This is a genomic window from Polyangium mundeleinium, from assembly GCF_028369105.1.
In the GTDB taxonomy this organism is placed as follows: domain Bacteria; phylum Myxococcota_A; class Polyangia; order Polyangiales; family Polyangiaceae; genus Polyangium; species Polyangium mundeleinium.
Genome location: NZ_JAQNDO010000001.1, coordinates 5,103,312 through 5,117,761 on the forward strand (window position 1 = coordinate 5,103,312; position 14,450 = coordinate 5,117,761).

Annotated in this window: 8 protein-coding genes; 1 reads left to right on the forward strand and 7 read right to left on the reverse strand. The window is 72.1% G+C overall.

Annotated elements, in window-relative coordinates; translation table 11 throughout:
• Positions 1 to 295 precede the first annotated feature (295 nt).
• The gene (locus POL67_RS20430; RefSeq protein WP_271919505.1) at positions 296 to 1,300 is read right to left on the reverse strand and encodes an aspartate-semialdehyde dehydrogenase; all 1,005 of its coding nucleotides are present in this window, start codon (positions 1,298 to 1,300) and stop codon (positions 296 to 298) included.
• A 79-nt stretch (positions 1,301 to 1,379) separates the two neighbouring features.
• Here POL67_RS20430 and POL67_RS20435 point away from each other — a divergent pair, with 79 nt between their 5' ends.
• A complete protein-coding gene (locus POL67_RS20435) occupies positions 1,380 to 4,508 on the forward strand; it encodes a hypothetical protein (protein WP_271919507.1) in 3,129 nt (1,042 codons plus the stop codon).
• Here the strand turns inward: POL67_RS20435 and POL67_RS20440 are convergent, their stop codons facing one another.
• From POL67_RS20440 to POL67_RS20465, 6 genes are all read right to left on the reverse strand, one after another.
• Positions 4,509 to 5,285 carry a methyltransferase domain-containing protein gene (locus tag POL67_RS20440; protein ID WP_271919509.1) on the reverse strand — a complete coding sequence of 259 codons (777 nt, stop codon included), beginning with the start codon at positions 5,283 to 5,285 and terminating at the stop codon, positions 4,509 to 4,511.
• Between the two features lie 11 nt (positions 5,286 to 5,296).
• On the reverse strand, positions 5,297 to 6,202 hold the full coding sequence (gene tsaA / locus POL67_RS20445) for a tRNA (N6-threonylcarbamoyladenosine(37)-N6)-methyltransferase TrmO (RefSeq protein WP_271919512.1): 906 nt from the start codon (positions 6,200 to 6,202) through the stop codon (positions 5,297 to 5,299).
• A gap of 38 nt (positions 6,203 to 6,240) precedes the next feature.
• On the reverse strand, positions 6,241 to 9,300 hold the full coding sequence (locus tag POL67_RS20450) for an alpha/beta hydrolase (protein WP_271919514.1): 3,060 nt from the start codon (positions 9,298 to 9,300) through the stop codon (positions 6,241 to 6,243).
• Between the two features lie 56 nt (positions 9,301 to 9,356).
• Positions 9,357 to 11,003 carry a hypothetical protein gene (locus POL67_RS20455; protein ID WP_271919517.1) on the reverse strand — a complete coding sequence of 549 codons (1,647 nt, stop codon included), beginning with the start codon at positions 11,001 to 11,003 and terminating at the stop codon, positions 9,357 to 9,359.
• A 66-nt stretch (positions 11,004 to 11,069) separates the two neighbouring features.
• On the reverse strand, positions 11,070 to 13,412 hold the full coding sequence (locus tag POL67_RS20460; RefSeq protein WP_271919519.1) for an HAD family hydrolase: 2,343 nt from the start codon (positions 13,410 to 13,412) through the stop codon (positions 11,070 to 11,072).
• Between the two features lie 197 nt (positions 13,413 to 13,609).
• On the reverse strand, positions 13,610 to 14,254 hold the full coding sequence (locus tag POL67_RS20465) for a hypothetical protein (RefSeq protein WP_271919521.1): 645 nt from the start codon (positions 14,252 to 14,254) through the stop codon (positions 13,610 to 13,612).
• Between the last annotated feature and the right edge of the window lie 196 nt (positions 14,255 to 14,450).

Sequence of the window (14,450 nt, forward strand, 5' to 3'; positions counted from 1 at the left end):
CGAACCGCACTTCCGTGGGAGCGAATCGCACTTCCGTAGGAAGGAAGGCGTGTGTTGTAGCTTTCTTTACCTCAGGATGCGGGAAGCGATGTCGCGCGTGTTGGAACGAACGGCACGTCGGTGGGAACGACCCGCTTCGGCGGGTGCTCCCCGACGCGATGCGCCTTTGCATCGACCGCATTGCGGTCGATGCACCCGCGGTCCAGGGCTGGCCCTGGTCCCGGGTCCAGGGGTGGACAACCCCTGGTCGGGCCCGGGGTGAAACCCCGGCGCTACGCTGCGGCGGGGCACCGCCTCAGCCGAGCAGCCGCTCCGCGATCTGCACCGCGTTCAGCGCCGCGCCCTTCCGCAGATTGTCCGCGACGATCCACAGATTCAGCGCCCCCGGCACCGCGAGGTCGTCGCGCACGCGGCCAACGAACACGTCGTCCGTGCCGGTCGCCGCGCGCGGCTGCGGGTGCTTGCCCGGCGCGTAGGGCTCGTCGAAGAGGCGGACGCCCGGGGCGCCGCGGAGCAATTCGCGCGCCTCGGCCGCCGTCATCGGGCGGTGGAACTGCGCGTGCACGGCCTCGCTGTGGCTCGTGACGACCGGCACGCGCACCGTCGTCGGCGTCACGCCGATCTCCGCGTCGCCCAGGATCTTGCGCGTCTCGTGCACCATTTTGAGCTCCTCCTCGGACCAGTCGGGCAGGCTCCCCGGCTTCCAGTCCATGAGGAGGTTGCCCGCGAGCGAGCCGGGGAAGACGCTCGCCGTGGGCTCGGCGCCGGCCGCGAGCTCGCGCGTTTGCGTGATGAGCTCGTCCATCGCCGCGTGGCCCTTGCCGCTCGCGGCCTGGTACGTGGAGACGACGACGTGCTTGAGCCTCGCCGCGGCGTGGAGCGGCCCGAGCGCGACGACCATCTGGATCGTGCTGCAGTTCGGGTTCGCGATGATGCCCTTCGGGCGGTTCTTCGCGGCGTCCATGTTCACTTCGGGCACGACGAGGGGGCAGTCGGGATCGGCGCGCCACGCGCTCGAGTTGTCGATGACCACCGCGCCGCGCGCGGCCGCGAGTGGGGCGAGCTCGCGCGAGGCGGCGGCGCCGGCGCTGAAGAGCGCGATGTCCACGCCGTCGAAGGCCTCCGCGCGGGCGACCTGGATTTCGAGCTCGCCGCCCTGGAAGGGGACGCGGCTTCCTGCGGAGCGCGCCGAGGCGAGGACGCGCACTTCGGTCGCCGGAAAGCGCCGAAGCTCCAGGGTCCGCAACATCTCCCGCCCCACCACGCCCGTGGCGCCCACGACAGCAACGACGCACGACATGGGCCCGCTATAGCGCCCGGTCCGCGGTCCGCGCAAGAACGCTGCGCCTCGGCGGGCTGCGCGCTAGCATGCGTCCTTGATGCGAGGCCCCTCCCGCGCTTCGAGTTGCATCCTCGCGCTCCTCGCGCTCGCGCCGCTCACGTCGCTCTCCGTGACAGGCTGCAAATCGGGCGCCTCGGGCAGCGCTGCCCAGGGGGCCACGGCGCCCGCAACGAATGCTGCGGCCGTCCCGGAAAAACTCGTGTCGATGGTGTCGCCCTCGCGGCTCTTGCCCGACGTGCGCGGCGAGCGCGGGGTCGTCGCGTACGAGGCCGGCGCGCGGCGCGTGCTCCTCGATCGCATGCGGCTCCTCGTGCACGAGGACGGCACGACGGAGCGGGCGAACGAGCTCTTGCCGCTCGGTCACGTGAACGCCGTCGCGCTGCCGAGCCGGCTCGGCGGTGGGTTCGTCTTCCACGCGACGTCGGGCGGCGGCACGCAGCTCTGGCGGGCCTCGTCCTGGCTCGGAAAGCTCCGGCCGCTCGTGCAGTTCTCCTCGACGACGAGCGACGTCGTGCCGGGGTTCGACAGGCTCTACCTGCGGCTCTCTTCGAACGGAAAGCTCGTCGCGGTCGACGCCGAGTCGGGCGAGGTGCGATCCCTCGCGCCGCTGCCGCCCGCCGCGGCGTACGGCGGGCTCGCGTTCGCCGACGGGTTCACCGGCGTCGTCGACGCGGATCTGCGCGGCGTGCTCGCGACCTTCGACGCGGGCGCGACGTGGAGGCCGCTGCAGCTCCCGGAGCGCCCCGCGGCGATCTCGGTCGTGGGCGACGAGCCGACGATGTTCGTCGCGGGCGGCAGGTACGTGCTCGATGCGCGCGGCAACCTGACGTACCGCGCGAACCAGGTCGCGACCGACGACGAGGGAGACCCGACCACGCCGGGCGCGCCGAAAGGCCCGTTCGGGAAGAAGGTGCTGCGCGCGGCCGTGGAGGACGGCTTTCCCGACACGCCACGCACGGCCGTCGTCGCGCGGGCCGGGGCGCTCGCGCGGGTCTCGCTCGACACGGCCGCGATCGTCGATCTGAACCTCGCCGCGTTCCCCGAGCGCGAAGCGAATTGCCACGCCGTGCGCCTTGGCGCCTCGTACGGGTTCGTTTGCGGCGAGCGCGAAGGGCCGACGAACATCTACGCGTTCGTCCCGCCGCTCGCGATGCAGAAGGTCCTTTCGTTCAAGGGCCCGCGCTTCGTCTCGGCGAACGGCGCGGGCGCGCTCGTGGTGCGCGGGACGTGCGAGGACGGCGAAGGCGAGGCACGAGGGCCAGGCGCGAAGGCGCGCGCTCCCGGCGCGAGCGCGGCGAGTGACGCGGGCACGCGCGTGTACTGCGTACGCGCGGCGAGCGGGGCGACGCGCGAGGTGCGGGTGAAGGGCGATCTCGGCGTCGAGCGGGTCGTGGCGCTCTCGGACGAGCGGGTCGCGATCCTCGTGCCGCCGCGCACGGGCAGCACGGGGCAGCTCACGATCCTGAAGGGCGCGGAGATGACGAACGTGCCGCTCGTGCTGCCGCAAAAGCCCCGCAGCGTGGCGCGCGAGCTCCGGCGCGGGATGTGGCTCGAAGGGTTCGAGGAGCGCGAGCCCGGCGTGCTCGGCGGCTGGGTCGAGTCGGGTGGGCCGGTGATCGGCGTGCGCGTGAAACTCGACGGCACGGTGACCGCGGGCGAGGCGCGCGACAACGAGAACGGCGTCGTGATCTCGGGCAAGTTCGCGTTGTCGCCGGGCGAGGGCGGGCGCGCGGCGGAGTCGATCGACGGGGGCATGACGTGGAAGGTCTTCGACCTGCCCGAGCACGACGTCGAGCCGGGCGACGCCGCGACGCGCGCCTGCGGGCCCGTCGGGTGCGTGCTCGCGGGCTGGGTCCGCGTGGGCTGGGGCAAACCCGCGATCTCGGGGGATCTCGGCGCTGCCGAGGCGCCGCCTGCGCTCTACGTGCCGATGAAGACGACGCCGACGGTGCGGGTCTCGTGCGCGCCCGTGGGCAAACCCGTCACCGAGCCGCTCCCGGACAAGCCTGCGAAGAAGGAGGCCGCGCCCGCGCCGGTGCCGCCCGTGTTTGGGGGGTTTGGTGGGGGTGGCTTCGGCGGCTTCGGCCGGCCGCCGCCGCAGCCGCAGAAGACGCCCTGGAGCACGTTCCGCAACCTACCCGCGCCTGCGCTGGAGAAGGACGAGGTCGGGATCGACAACGGCGCGCCCTACGACCTCGTGAGCCTGCGCGCGTACGCCTGGGGCAAGAAGGGCTCGGACTGGGCGCGCACGGGGCACTTCCTGGTGCGGTTCGACGATCGCTTCGATCCCGCGGGCGGCGTTCGATCCACGGCGACGAGCGCGCCGCCCTGGCCCGACGAGACCTCGACCGCCGAAGGCATGGGCGTCGGCTCGTATCCGCTCGCGTCGTGGGGATCGTTCCTCGATCCGACCGGCCGCCACGCGCTGGCGCACGTGTGCCGGGGCACGAGCTGCTCGTTGCTCGCGGCGAGCGAGGGGCAACCGGTGCTGCTGTTGCGAGACGCGGCGGGGCGCACGGCGGGGTTTGCAAGGCCGCTGCCGCAAGGCGCGGTGCGCCTCGGCGAGAGCTGGTTCCTGCTCGTGCAGGGCGCGTCCTACGACACGGTCGCGCTCTACCGCGTGGATCTCGGCGTCCTGCGTCTCGTCACGTCGTTCTACCGGCCGAGCCCCTCGCGGTACGCCATGCCGGAGCCGCCGCGGCTCGTGCGTCGCGCGCTCGGGACGGGGCTCGGGTTGCTCGTGACGAGCATCCCGGAGCCGGGCGATCGCTTCGGCGGGATGTACGTGCACCCGGTCGATCCGGAGACGGGCGCCGTGGGCGAGCCGATCGCGCTCGGCAAGCGGGATCTCGGCGGCGTGCTGCCGCCGCGCTGCGCGGAAGGTCAGGACGGCTGGCTCATGGACACGTCGCTCGACGCGTCACCTGCCGTGGAGATCCCCGGCGGTCGGGCCGCGCTCGACTCGATCGAGATGCGGCTGCGCATCGATCCAGGAGCCGCCTGCGTGGAGGGAATCGCCGCGCGCCTCGACGGGACGTTCGTGCCCGACAAGGAAACGAAGGCGCAGCCCGCCGCAGACAAACCGTCGCCGGCTGGCACGGTGCCCCTCGCAGCGACGGAGCGATCGACGGGGCGGCGGTGGACGTTCGCCTGCAGTCGGCGCTAGTCAGGGCTTTTTCGCGACCACGATGTACTGGTCGGGCAAGGTCTCCTGGAGGACCTCGCCCTTCAACCCTGCGGCCTCGAGCTCGGCGATCATCGCCTCCGGCGTGATGCGGTGCTCCTTCGGCGGGCCCTTCGGGGCCTCCATCGTGAAGTCGACGATGACGAGGAGTCCGCCAGGCTTGAGGCCGTCCTTGATCTTCGCGGCGTAGTCCTTTCGGCCATCGATGTGGTGCCACGTGTCGACGATGAGCACGCGATCGACCGTGCCCTGTCCAAGCCCCGGATCCGAAAGCCCGACCTGACGCGCCTCCACGTTGTCGAGCTTCTCCTTCCCCACGCGCTCGCGCAGGTAGCGCACCATGTCGGCCTCGACGTCGAGGGCGAACACCTTGCCGCTCGGCCCGACGGCGCGCGAGAGGTGCGGCTCGAAGTACCCCGTGCCCGCGCCGATGTCCGCGACGACGAGCCCCGGCGACAGGCGCATCGCGGCGACGACCTCGGCCGGCTTCTGCCACGCGTCGCGCGCCGGATCGTCGAACTCCTTGGCCCAGTCCTCGGCCTTCTCGAAGCGATGCACGAGCGGACCGCCGTGCCCGTGATGGCCGCCGCCATGCCCGTGATGGCCGCCGCCGTGCCCGTGATGCGGTTGGTTGGGGGGCATCCTCGCGACGAGCTCGTCATGCGGCATGGTCTCCGCCGTGCTGTACACGGGCTTCGGGGGAGGTTCGCTCGCGCAGGCGATGACGGGGAGCAGGAGGAGACAAGCGTAGGGCCGCATCGGACGATGCGTTAGCACGCCGCCGGTTCCCCGCCCGGAGGAAAGCGGGCGTTGAAGGCGCGGTGGATGGCGACCGCCGGATCGTCGGAGAGCGCGAGATCCCGCTCGCGGTAACCGGTCCCGATCGACAGGACCGTCACGTCGCGCCGCTCGACCCGGAAGCTGACGCGGAAGTCCTTGTGCGCGAGGCGCAAGGTCCCGTCGGGCAACGCGCGGATGCGGCGGTAGGGGTGCGGCTGCGGGCCGAGGCGCAGCGTGCGCGTGACGGGCGTGACGAGGTCGACCCCGTGTTCGTCCTTCAGGTATGCGGCCTGCGCCGCGGCGTGCGGGCTCCACGTGACGGAAAAACCCGGCTCCGGATCCGCGGGGGCCTCGCCCGCGCTCTCGTTCTCCCCGGCGAGCGATTCGAGCCAGCCCGTGCGCGCGCCGGGGCGCGCCTCCGCGTAGGGGATGTAGGGCTTGATGTCGAGCACCGGGCTCTCGTCGATCATGTCGACGTCGCGCACGTGGATCACGAGCCCCTCGACCGAGACGAGCCGCACGAGCGAGAGGCCGATGGGGTTCGGCCGATGCGGCGATCGCGTGGCGAGCACGCCGCGGCGTTTGCCGGCGCTGCGCGGGGGCAACACCTTGGGCCTCCAGTGGTACGTGCCGGGGGCTCCGCTCGTCGGAGCCGAACTCTGCCCCCGGACCCCCGCGTTGAGGTGGAAGCAGAAGATGACCCAGAGGTACTCCCAGCCTTCGAGGTCACTCACCGCGTGTTCGAGTCCGAGGCCGGCCGCGAGCTCGATGCGGCCCTCGGCGCCTTCCGAGGCGTGCGGCTGGCGTGGCGTGCTCACGCGATCGGGGAAGGGCGTGCGCAGGATCCCGATCGGCGTGAGCGAGAACGGCTGGAGACGGGGATCGTCGGGGGACAAGCGCTCCGCATTTGGGATGCGGAGCGCCGGATGTCAATTCACTCGGTCCACATCGACTCGGACTCGCCCATCGTCCGGTAGTTCGCGTCGATGTGGTTCATGAGCTCGAGCCACCACGACTCGAGCTTCGCGCCGCTCTGGAGCGGGCTCTCGCCGAAGAATGTGCCGCGGATGCACTCGGCCTTGCCGTCCGGCCCGACGCGGCAGCGGCCGTCGACGAAGACGAGGATCATCTTCGGCAAGCGGCTCTCCACGCTGTCCGTCGGCGCGTTCATGAACGTCTTGATCAAGGTCGCCGCCGCGACGAGATCCTTCGGCTCCTGGCCGTAGCCGTGGAGCGCGTAGACGACCGGGTAGCGCCGCTCCTTCTGCGTCTTGTGTGCGTAGCCGGGCGGCAGCGCGACGCTGACCGGGCCGACGCGGCCGAGCGTCGATTTGAACTCGAACGAGCAGGCGCCCTGGACCTCGCACGCTTCGGCCTCCGGATCCGCGTCGTCGTTGCTCTCCAGCACGAGCGTGCGCAGGTCCTGATCGGGCCAGCGCGAGCTGATGAAGTAGAGCGCGCCCTGCAAGCGGGCGACGAGCTCGTTCGCCGTGCCCACGTGCTGGCCGCTGCCGTTCTCGATGTCGTCGGCCGTCGGATCGAGCTTGCCGTACCGCTGGAGCACGATGCCGGGCAGATCCTCGTAGGGCACGCGCGAAGGCGCGTAGCCGTTCAAGTTGCCTGGCACGAGCTCGGGCTGCTGCGTGAAGTCCGAGAAGTACGTGACGTTCCGCTTGCGCGCGCCGAACGCGCCCGTGAGGTGCTGCGCGCTCACCGCGAAGTTGAAGAGGTCGCGCGTGCCGCCGTCGGTCCACACGTCGATGCGACGCAGCGCCGCGTCGTCGAGCTCGCCACCGGGCGGCGCCTCGCGCGTGATGCGATGCACGATCGAGTGCGCGTCGCGCTCCCAGAACCGGTCGAGCCCGCTCGCGACCGTGAACTTCCCGTCGCCCTCGCCCACGTCGTAGCCGTCGCCCGCTTTTTGCCATCCGCCGGGCGGCTGCTGCTTTGTGCCGGCCACGCCGTCGAGGCCCACGTCCTTCCACGGCTCGCCGTCGTCGAAGCGCATGTTGCGCTCGGTGCCGCCCGGGTTGTACTGCGCGTCGTAGTCGTCGCCGGCCGGATCCTCGTTCACGCCGGGCATGTAGCCGGGCTCCATGTTGCTCGGGATCCCGTCCTTGCCGACGTCGTCCCAGGGCTCGTGGCCGGCGCGGATGATCGGCTCGAGCTCGTCGCGCTTGCCGTTGCCGTTGTAGTCGACCGCGAGCGCGAGCTCGAGCGGGTAGGTGTTGCCCTCGGGGGTCCACCAGTTCGCGTAGGGCGTGCGCTCCTCCTTCTGCGGCGAGCCGTCGCAGACCGTGATCACCGGGAAGGTGCCGTCGGGGTTGAACTCGTCGTCGAAGTAGTTCGTGAGCGTGAGCGTGTTCGCGCAGCGCTCCACTGGGCATTTCTGCGCGAGCTCTTCCTGTTTGTCCTTGTCCGGCCCGTCGAGCGGATCGACCCACATCGCACACTCGTCCGTCGGCCGACCACCGGTCTGGCTCGCGTCGTCCGGACGAACGCCCGCGGGCAGGTTCTCCGCGCCGGGCGTGAGGTTCTCGCCGTTCGGGTTGCCGAACATCGCGGCGAGATCGCGGAAGATCTGCACGTACGCCTCGCGGCTGAAGCTGCCGCCCGTGCCCTCCCGCGGGTACTCGAACCACCACTGGTTGAAGACCTGCGTGTGCTCGTACGGGTCGCGCGGCGGCAGCATCCACGCGCACTTGCCGGGCGATCCGTCGATCACGCCGATGCACGTCTCGTCCTGCGCACACTCGGCGTTCGTCTGGCAGAGCGTGGGATCGAGGTTGATGTCGCCGAGGACCGTGCCCTTCTGGATCGGCCGGAATCCGCCGACGTAGTGGCGCTTGACCGCGTCGAGCATCCACGTCCAGTCGACCGGTCCGCCGAGCGGCGCGAGGGCGTCGAAGAGGTGATGGTGACGCATGCCGAACATGGCCGTGCCGCCGCCGCCCATCGAGACGCCGAGGATCGCGCGGTGCGTGAGCCTGCGCGGGAAGGCGTCCGTGCCCGCGTCCTTCTCCACGACGGCCTGGTAGGTGCCGAGCCGCGGCGCCTTGAACGAAAGCGCCCAGCCGTCGCCCATCTTCACGATGCGAGCATCCGCGACCGGGACGACACGCGGCTCCTTGAAGGCCGGGCCCGAATACGAGACGGCGAGGTGCCGCAGGCGCGCCTTCTCCGGCATGCGCGCGGGGTTGATCGGGATCGTCATCGGCACGTCCCGCTGGAACTTCGAGGCGATGGGGCCGAACGTGACCGCGGGGCCGAGCGGGTCGTAGCCCGACGGGGGCTTCGCGTCGCCGCAGCCGATCGTCGCGTCGAACTTGGGGACGCTCCAGAGGAAGCTGCCCTTGTTCGGATCGCTCGCGCGCTCGGGCAGGCCGAGGCTCGCCGCGGCGAGGCTGCCCTTCGCGGTGATCGTCTTGCCGCCCTCGACAACGCCCGCCGCGCCGTCTCCGGCCGCGCAGGTGAGATCCGCGGTGCCCGCCGTGTCGAGGACCTCGACTTCGAGCGTGGCCTCCGCGTCGGTGCCGTCGCCGCGGGGCAGGAAGGCCTTTACCGAGGCGCTGCCAGAGGTCTTGCCGGCGACGACCGCGACGTCGAACCCGGCCTTGTACAGGTCGAGCGTGTCGCCCTTCGGCGCGGGCGTGATGTCCGCGCTCGAGGTCTCGAAGCGGATGGGGGTCTTCGTGCAGAAGTCGGGCTCGGCGACGAGGCGGACCGATCGCGACGCGCACGTCGCGCTCCCGTCCGCGCATTTCGCGAGGAACACGCGGCTCGGCTCGAAGCGCAGCTTGACGACGTCGGGCGACGGCGCAGAGCAGAAATCACCGGGCCGGAGCGTCGGCTCCGTGCCGCCGGAGCTCGTCCCCGGCGTGGTTTCGGTGGTGCAGCTCGGCGCGGCGACGGCGCCGATCGCGCCGAGCAGCGCGAGGACGAAAGCCGCGCGTGTGCGTGTGGAAGAAAAGCCCCGTAGGCGAGCGGATGTCATGGGGTCGGGAGAATACCGAAGCCGCGCGCCGCTCGCGACGCCCGTCATTCACCCTCTCAGGGCGAGGGCGGTTCGGGGTCGGGCGTCGGCTCCGGCGGCGGCTCGGCGGGCATCGTCTCGCCGAGCCCGGGGAGCACGCCCGTGATCGGCGCTTTTTCGACCGGCGCGACGATCACGCCGTCGGTCACGCTGCCGAGCCACGAGCCTTGCAGCGAGACAGGGACCGCGATGTCGTCCACCGTCGCGCCGGCTGCCGCGAAGATCTGGATCAGGCCGATTTTTCCCTCGATGGCAGAACCATCCTGGGCGGCGTCCCACCGCGTGGTGAGCGCCTCCTGGCAGAGGCTGGCGAGGCAAGCGGCGTCGCAGGTGCCGAAGCTGACGAGGGCCTCGCCGAGCGCCGTGCAGCCCGCGATCGTCGCGAGCGCGTCGCCCATCGTCGTGCCTTCGGGCGCGCCTTCGAGCGCGACGCTCTTGCACGCGCCGCCCACGTACCGCGTGGGCAGCCAGAAGATCTCGCCGCTCGTGGAGACGTTGTCCCCCGGCTCGGACGCGATCTTCACGAGGTGCGCGCCCGGCATGCCGGCCTCGTCGGCCGGGACGACCCCAAAGCGGCTCGGCGAGAACATGCCGAACCCGGGGACGGCCGTGAGCGCGGTCAAACGCCCGGCGAGCTGGGTCGGCGGCGCGGCCGTGCCCTTCTGCAGGAAGCCTTCGATCGCGTTGCGCAGCGACATCGGCTGCGCGGCGAGGTGATCCTTCGTGATCGTATCCCAGCCGCTTGCCGCGCGGGCCTCGGCGAAGAGCGCTGCATCGGGCGCGGGCACGCGCGCGGCCATCTCGTCGAGCAGCACCGCCGCCATCTCGACGTCCTTCGGCGCGAACCTGTCGAGCAAGCTCTTGCCCGCGGCGGTCATCATCGAGAGGAACGGCGCCTGCGCGGGCACGAAGTCGAGCGTGACGTCGAGGTCGGTCTTGCCGACGACGACGGGTTTGTCGATGATGTTGACCTTGAGCGTGTGCGTCGTCCCGGCGATGAGGCCACTCGCGGTGGCGCAGCCCCAGGCGTAATGGCCGGCGCGCACCGAGACCGCGAGCGTCGGGCCGACGGGCGCCTTCTCCACGAGCAGCGGCGCGTCGACCGGCGCGCTCTTGACGATGTCGGCCGGGGCGTCCTCCGGCAGGAGCGGCGCGACCGCCTCACACGTCGAGCGCGGCAGGACGCTGACCGTCCACGTCGTGACCTCACGTTTGCCCTTGTACTGGGGCAGGACCTGCAGCGTCGCGAAGCCGTCGCCGTTCACCGTCACCGGCAGCTCGGCCGCGGGGCCGTCCTTGATCCATGCGCGCAGGCGGTACGCCGTCGCCTTGTTCGGCGCGCGCATCGTCACGGTCGCCGCGCCCTCTGCATCCATCGGCGCGGCCACGCGATCGAGCGTCGCGTCGAGTGAATCGCCGAGCAGGACGAACCAGACCTCGTCCGACGAGGGCGGGTCCGTGCGCACCGTGATCGTGGCCTGCTCCCGCATGCCGAGCGAAAGCGGCCCCTCGTTCGTGAAGATGAGCTGCGTCTTGGGGGCCGTCTCCACGGGCGGCGACCAGGGCGTCTCCACGGTCATGTCGTCACTCGGGGCGCAGCCGAGGAGCGGCGGCCCCGCCGTGGCGAGGAGGACAAACCATGAACGTCGATAAGGAAAGCGCATCGAGGGCGAGTTTACCCTGGAACCAGGCCGGCGGCGACCTCTCTCGCGCACGTGCGGGGAGGTTTTTCAGGGCGGAAGGGGCACCCGGTCTGTCCGGACGTGCGCGAGAGCGCCCGCAGCGGGCAAACCCGGAGGCGCGGCGGCCTTGCCAGGTAGCCCGGGCGAAACCAGGAGGCGCGCCGCGTTCCCGCAGAGGAGCAGCGCTTCGCCGAGGGCGAGCCCCGCCGCCACGAGCGGGCTCAAAAAGCCCGCCGCGCAGAGCGGAATGACGGCCGCATTGTAGACGACGGAGACGAGGAGGCTTTGCCTGACCGTGGCCCGCAAGGCGCGGGCGAGGTCGACGAGCCAAGCGATGGTCTCCAGGCGGTCGTCGCAGAGCACGAGGGGCGCCGGCACGGCCACGGGCAACGCGCCGGGCGCGACGGCGAGCGAGACGTCCGCCGGGCCCCTGTTCGCGCGGTCCTCCTGGCCGTCGCTGATGTGGAGGACACGCGCGCCGGCTTGCTGAAGGTCACGGACGTGCAGGGCTTTTTCCGCCGGGCCGAGGCCGCCGCGCGCCGGCACGCCGAGCCGATGCGCGAGCGCGAGCGTCGCGTCCGGGCCGTCGCCGCTCAGGAGCCGGCAGCCGAGCCCCCGCTGGAAGAGCGCACGGAACGCCTTCTCCGAGCCGAGCCGCGGCGGATCCCAGAGCTCGAACCAGGCCTCGACGGTGCCGTTGCGACGGACGCAGACGAGGCTCGCGCCCTCTCGCGCGTCCGGAGGCAGAGGATCTCCCGGGCGCGCGGCCGAGACCTCCACGAGCGCGCCGCGCGACCGGCCCACCACGCCGTCGGGGCGCACGTCGGCCGCCTCGTCGAGCGCGCCGGGACGCACGCCGGCCACGGCGAGGTGATGCGCGATGGCGCGGCCCGCGCGGTGCGTCGCGCTCGCTTCGAGCGCGGCCACGTCCTCGAGGATCGAGATGTCCGGGAACTCGCGCCACGAAAGGCGCGTGACCCGCGGCGTGCCGAGGGTCACCGTGCCCGTCTTGTCGAAGCAGGCGACGGTGGCCGTGGCGAGCGCTTCGAGGGCCGCCGGATCCTTGACGACCACGCCCGCCGCGCGCGCCCGCAGGACGGCGATGGTCCGCGCGGCCGGGAGCGCGATCACGAAGGCCGCGGGCGAGGCGCCGATGAGCACGGCGATCGCGGTGAGATACCCGTCCGGATGGAACGGGCCACGGCCGAGCAGCGCGTGCACGACGAACGCGAAGCCGGCGAACGAGACGGACGCGACCGACAGGGCGAGCGACGCGACGTGCGCGAACGACTTTCCCGTGTGCTGCCGCGCGTCCCGCTCGATCCGCAGGGCGGCGCGATGCACCTCGGCGTCGGCCGCGGCGGCGAGCTCGGAGCAGGGCGCCCGCGCCACGCGCCCTGTGACCTCGCCGGAGAGCAGCCGCGCGCCGGTCTCGACGATCTGCCCGCCGGCCCGATCCACGGCGCGGCCATCCGGCAGGGACACGCGCGCCGCGCTCTCGAGGACGATGTCCACGGGCGTGATGTCGCCTTCGCCGAGGCGCACGCGGTCGCCGGGCGCGAGCATGGCGCACGCGACGCGCTCGTCGACGCCGCTGCCGCCCACGCGGCGCACGCGGGCCTCGCGGGCCAGCGCGGCGCGCGTGACGCTCCGGTAGGCGCGCGTGAGCAAGGCCGTGTGCGCGTAGAGCCCGAGGATCGAGCAGCCGAGGATCGCGCCGGAGGCCTCGAACGCGGCGAGCGAGAGGCCGTCGAGCGAAAGCCCGAGCCGCGTGAGCTTCTCCAGGATGGTTCCGGCGCGGCTCGGATCGAACACCATCGCGACGACGCCCAGGGCGAGCGCGAGCGTGGCGCAGGAAAGCGTCACGACCTCGGTGCCGAGGACGCCGCGGCGCGCGAGGGCGCGGGCGCGGTGGAGGAGGGGCGGGCCGGCCACGGCGAAGAGCAACAGCGTGAAGCCGAGCTCGACCCAGGCGATCTCCCGCTCGGGGGTGCGCGCGGGCCGCCACGAGGCGAGGGCGACGAGGTTGCCGAGGAGCGCGACGACGAGGCCGAACCGTCCCGCGTCGAGCCGCGCTCGTTCGCTCGGCGGTGCGCCCACGGCGGCCGTGAACGTGAAGCCGCGCTGGGCCATGGCGGAGGCGATCTCGCGCTCGCTCGTGACCCGCACGTCGTAGATGGCCTGGGCGATCTCGCCGAAGAACCCGACGGACCCCGCGCGGACGCCGGGCAGGGTGCGCAAGGCTTGCTCCGCGCGGCGGGCGCAGCTCCGGCACGAGAGGCCTTCGACATGGAAGGTCGCCTCGTGCTCGAACGCGGGTCGCCCGCGGCCGCCCTCGCGCCCAGGGCGGGCGTCTCCATCGACCAGCGCAGTGGGGAAAGATTGATGCATCGTCGCCGCGACCGAAGTTGCTGGGTGCGCTAGCGAACTTCGGGCCGCGGGCGATCACGACCAGCTCGGGCAAGTCGTGCACGCGGACGAGGCGGTAACACCTCGTGTTTGCGGAAAATCGCGGGGGAAAGGGAGAACGTGGAGGGCCGCCGGGACGATCGGCGGCGGGGGCGGGGGGATCCGACCTTGGCGGATCGTTACTTCTTGTAGATCTGGGCGGCGGCGAGGCCGGCGCCACGCGTGGCCTTCACGATGACCTTGCCGGGGCCGCCGATGGGCAGCGGGTTCTTGAAGCAACCGTTGGCCTTGCCGCCGAGGATGGCCGTGGCGCCCTGGCCGTTGCTCTGGGCGAGGACCTGGGGCGGCAGGGGGGCGGCGTGCAGGACGAGCTGCACGTCGAGCTGCTGGACGCCGACGCCGGAGGCGATGACCGAGTAGCACTTGCCGGCCTCGATGTTGATCGCCTGCTCGAGGACCTGGCCCTCCTGGAACTGCGCGGCGAAGGGCGCGCCGTCGGCCTGCATGCCGGGCGCCTCGGAGGCGGCGAGGCCCTGGAGCGCGAGCGTGGCGACCTGGGCGGCGGCGGGGGCGATCGGCGTGGCCGGGCTGCCGCCCGAGGCGCCCGTCGTCGGGGCGGGCGTCACCGTGGTGGGGGCCGGGGTGGGCGTCACCGCGGTGGGGGCGGGCTGCTGGTACTGGTTCGGGTTGTACGCGCCCGGCTGCTGCCCGTTCGCGTACTGGTTCTGCTGCGACGGGTCGTTCGGGTCCGGGGTGTCGCTGCCGCCGCAGCCGACGGCGAAGAGGCCCAGCAGGGCCACGGGGACGATCATCGAGAGGCGCATGGGTTGGCTCCTTGGAAATCTATGCTGGAAATCTATGCTGCCGTGGTTCGGGAGCGCGGCGGCGTCGCCGCACCTCGGAAGACGCTCGGGGCCGACGCTACGGCTCACCGATGCTTGGGCTGTAAGACGGGCCCAGGCGTCCGCTACTTACACCGGATTCGTGCTGTGAGGGGAGGGGGTTTGGGGCCACCGTTCG

Excerpts from the sequence above, each read along its gene's own strand:
- POL67_RS20430 (WP_271919505.1), bottom strand. The coding sequence starts at position 1,300 with ATGTCGTGCGTCGTTGCTGTCGTGGGCGCCACGGGCGTGGTGGGGCGG.
- POL67_RS20435 (WP_271919507.1), top strand. The coding sequence starts at position 1,380 with ATGCGAGGCCCCTCCCGCGCTTCGAGTTGCATCCTCGCGCTCCTCGCG.
- POL67_RS20455 (WP_271919517.1), bottom strand. The coding sequence starts at position 11,003 with ATGCGCTTTCCTTATCGACGTTCATGGTTTGTCCTCCTCGCCACGGCG.
- POL67_RS20460 (WP_271919519.1), bottom strand. The coding sequence starts at position 13,412 with ATGCATCAATCTTTCCCCACTGCGCTGGTCGATGGAGACGCCCGCCCT.
- POL67_RS20450 (WP_271919514.1), bottom strand. The coding sequence starts at position 9,300 with ATGACATCCGCTCGCCTACGGGGCTTTTCTTCCACACGCACACGCGCG.
- POL67_RS20440 (WP_271919509.1), bottom strand. The coding sequence starts at position 5,285 with ATGCGGCCCTACGCTTGTCTCCTCCTGCTCCCCGTCATCGCCTGCGCG.
- POL67_RS20465 (WP_271919521.1), bottom strand. The coding sequence starts at position 14,254 with ATGCGCCTCTCGATGATCGTCCCCGTGGCCCTGCTGGGCCTCTTCGCC.